The organism is Microcystis sp. M_QC_C_20170808_M3Col, assembly GCF_007095505.1.
In the GTDB taxonomy this organism is placed as follows: Bacteria; Cyanobacteriota; Cyanobacteriia; order Cyanobacteriales; family Microcystaceae; genus Microcystis.
In genome coordinates, this window is the sequence record NZ_SFBY01000286.1 from 1 (window position 1) to 3,641 (window position 3,641).

Below are 3,641 nucleotides of genomic sequence, written 5' to 3' on the forward strand. Positions count from 1 at the left end.
AAGCACAAATAGAAGCTTATTATGACTAGACAGGATACTATCCAGAATCAGTTCATGTGGACAAAATTTATCGAACCAGAGAAAACCGAGCTTGGTGTAAAGAAAGGGGAATCAGAATCAGTGGTCCCCCATTAGGAAGACCAGCCAAAAATGTTAGTAAAGAACAAAAGAAACAAGCTACTGATGATGAGAGGATTCGGAATTGTATAGAGGGCAAATTTGGACAAGGGAAAAGAAGATTTAGTTTAGGTAGGGTCTGCTGAATAAATCTAAAAACCTTGTTGGGTAAAACTTTTAGACTTTTTGTCAATCAAAAAGTACCTGACTGGGAGTGATCAGGGGGAAAATTCAGGGACTTTTTCCTTGAAAATTAGGTAGTTGACCACCTGAAAATCGGTAAAACCCTACACCCCACACCCCACACCCTACCCCCAAGAAAAACTTTTTGCCGCAAACCCTAGGTAAAGTGATGGCTAAACTTCCTCATACTTCCTTTTCAGCGATTGCTATTACTTTTTTAGTCATGAATCTTTCTAACCTGTTGAGGCAGGTTTTTTGGGCTTTTTTATGTCTGAAATGGGAAAACAGCACTTTTTCTCGGTCAATGATTACGATACGTTATAACTTGAGAATTAATCAACAATTAAAGCTTATGCTTGTAGCTAAGTGAAATCATTGATTAAGAGACCTGTACTTTTCAATAACTTTTTGCCGCAAACCCTAGATAGGGTTTACTGATGATTTTTCCAGAAAAATCAAGAGAGCCACCTTTTTTCTAACCATGCCAGGACACTTTTAACATCCGCCACTTTTTCTCCTTCAGGTACAGGTGGACGTTGTATCATTACCACGATTATTCCCAACTCTCTAGCGGCGATAATTTTGGCGTAAGTGGCATCACCGCCGCTATTTTTACTCACGATCGCCTCAATCTTATATTCTTGTAAAAGAGAGCGCTCTGACTGTAAGGAAAAAGGCCCCCGTGCCAACAATAATTTTCCAACCGGTACGATCGCATCCGCTGCCGGTGGGTCGATCATCCGCATCAAAAACCAGATATTTTTTAAATGTGCATAACTTGCCAGTTCTTGCCGACCAATAGTGAGAAATATCCGCAGCGCTAACCCCGGTAAAATATTCGCCGCTGCTTGATTGTTTTCTACTTCAATCCAATTATCTCCAGATACTTTTTCCCAAGCTGGACGACTTAAGATTAATCGAGGAATACCACAATCCGAGGCGGCTTGAGCGGCATTAAAGGAAATTTGTGCGGCAAAGGGATGGGTGGCATCAATTAAACAATCAATGCGTTCTTGACGCAGATAATTGGCTAACCCAGTGGCACCACCAAACCCCCCCCTGCGAGAAGGAGTTGTGAGAGTAATCGGTTCTCTCGTGCGACCGGCCAAAGAAGCGATGGCATCTATACCCGGAATTGCCGCAATTTTAGCCGCTAATGCCGCCGCTTCCCCCGTTCCCCCTAAAATCAGCACTTTTTTATTTTTAGTCATCTAGCAATTGCCAAAAGGTTAACTAGGGTTTGCTGAATAAATCTAAAAACCTTGTTGGGTAAGACTTTTAGACTTTTTTTACCTCAAAAAGTGCCAACCCTTGGAGTGGTCGGGGGGAAAATTCAGGGACTTTTTCCCCGAAAATTAGGTAATTGACCCTCTGAAAACGGGTAAAACCCTACACCCTACACCCCACACCCCACACCCTACCCCCACGAAAAACTTTTTGCCGCAAACCCTAACTAATTTTCCATCTTCCTATCTTCCCTTGCAAAGGAAGGAGATTTGACGGGGTTAGCTTCTCGCCTGAAGAAACTCTCTACTGGCGCTTAGAAATTAGTTGAATCGAAACATCTGATCGGTTGATTGGGTTGGTTGGTGGCAAAATTTTGCCGGGGTTTTCAACCCAAATTTTCGATAAAGGTGAAGTATAATCTGACTGGGAATCGTCTCCTGTCTCTCCTATCCCCAACCCGAAAACCTTATACCTCACCATTAAGATAACTGCTCTAAAAAAATAGCAAACTAAGAAAATTTCTCCTTTGCTACTTTTGCCGTGAACAACTATGTTAAAGAAAGTCAATTATCTGCGATCACTATCCTGTTTCCTCGCTATAATCCTCTGGAGTAGTCCTCTAGGGATTAACCCTAGCCTCGCGGTCAATAATAACTGTCAACTGTCCGAATCGGAAATCAAACAACAAGAAAATCTGCGTCAAACTTCCCCCCAAGAATATAACATTTTATTGCAGAAATATGCTGAACAATTGCGCTTTTGTCGTTCCCGACACTGGTTACAAGAACAGGCGATCTGGTTACGTCTCTACTCCTGTGATACCCGTCCCGGATCGATAGAAAGTATCCTCGATCGCATCGTGGCCAAAGGTTATAATACAGTTTATCTGGAAGTTTTTGCCGATGGTCAAGTCTTATTACCTCCTAACAATAATCCCACCGTTTGGGATAGCGTGATTAAAAATCCGGGTGCGGGAAATGTGGATTTATTAGCACAGGCGATCGAACAGGGACATAAACGCGGTTTAAAGGTTTATGCTTGGTTATTTAGCCTCAATTTTGGCTATGCTTATAGCTTAAAACCCGAGCGACAGGAGGTGTTAGCACGCAATGGTAAAGGACAGGATAGCACCTCTTTTGTCGATGATCGATCCCAAACTTTTGTCGATCCCTACAGTAATCAAGCGCGACAGGATTATTTAATTCTCCTAGAAGCCATTTTACAACGTCGTCCCGATGGAGTTTTATTTGATTATATTCGCTATCCCAGAGGAACAGGAGTCGATTCCGTTGCCGATGATGTCCAAGATTTATGGATTTTTAGTCCGGCATCCCGACAAGCTTTAATTAATCGAGGATTGAATAATAAGGGCAAATTTTTAATCGATCTCTATCTGACTCGTGGTCAAATTTCCCCCCATGATATCGTCGAAGCCGATCGCCTTTATCCCCAAGAAACCGCCCCTCTTTGGCAGGGTAGAATCCCCTTAGAAGAGGAGATGAAACAATCAGTTAAAAGTCGTTTTGATCGCCTCAAATTAGAACTTTGGTTCCTAGCGGTTGCCCATGCTGCCCAGGGTGTAATTGATTATATTAGTTATTTTTCCGCCCTAGTGGAACGTCAGGGAATTCCCGCCGGGGCAGTGTTTTTTCCTGATGGGAATCGTCTTGTGGGTAATCAAGGTTTTGATTCCCGTTTACAAGCTTGGGATAGTTTTCCCGCTTCCCTAGAATGGCATCCCATGTCCTACGCTAATTGTAACGATACTACCTGTGTAGTTAATCAGATCAAAAGAGTAGTGGCAAGCAGGGGAAATCAAACTCCTGTTATCCCAGCTTTGGCGGGTTTATGGGGGCAACCCTATAACAATCGTCCCTCCTTAGAAGTGCAAATGGAAGCGATTCGCATAGCCTTTCCCACCATAGATAGTATCAGTCATTTTGCTTTTTCTTGGCAAGAACCACAATTCGATCGAGCCAGAAGATTTTGTCAAATTTGACATACTCCCACCGTCAAGCTACGCTGTGACGGGGGATTCTTGACCTATCACTATCGGAAATTCCTTGTTCAACGAGACAGCTTAGATTCTCAATGTCTCCACTGAAAACCTTTCT

2 protein-coding genes and 2 pseudogenes are annotated in these 3,641 nt (G+C 42.9%); 2 read left to right on the top strand and 2 right to left on the bottom strand.

Annotated elements, in window-relative coordinates; genetic code table 11:
• Positions 1-257: pseudogene (locus EWV84_RS12895) on the top strand (transposase); the annotation flags it as partial.
• Between the two features lie 498 nt (positions 258-755).
• Here the strand turns inward: EWV84_RS12895 and EWV84_RS12905 are convergent.
• Positions 756-1,511, bottom strand: a complete 756-nt coding sequence (locus EWV84_RS12905) for a cobalt-precorrin-6A reductase (protein ID WP_287078300.1) — start codon at positions 1,509-1,511, stop codon at positions 756-758.
• 566 nt (positions 1,512-2,077) lie between these two features.
• On the opposite strand from EWV84_RS12905, the gene EWV84_RS12910 reads away from it, so the two are divergent.
• A complete protein-coding gene (locus EWV84_RS12910) occupies positions 2,078-3,526 on the top strand; it encodes a family 10 glycosylhydrolase (protein ID WP_287078301.1) in 1,449 nt (482 codons plus the stop codon).
• A 13-nt stretch (positions 3,527-3,539) separates the two neighbouring features.
• On the opposite strand, the pseudogene EWV84_RS12915 reads toward EWV84_RS12910, so the two are convergent.
• Positions 3,540-3,641 (bottom strand): annotated as a pseudogene (locus EWV84_RS12915) (zinc ribbon domain-containing protein); the annotation flags it as partial.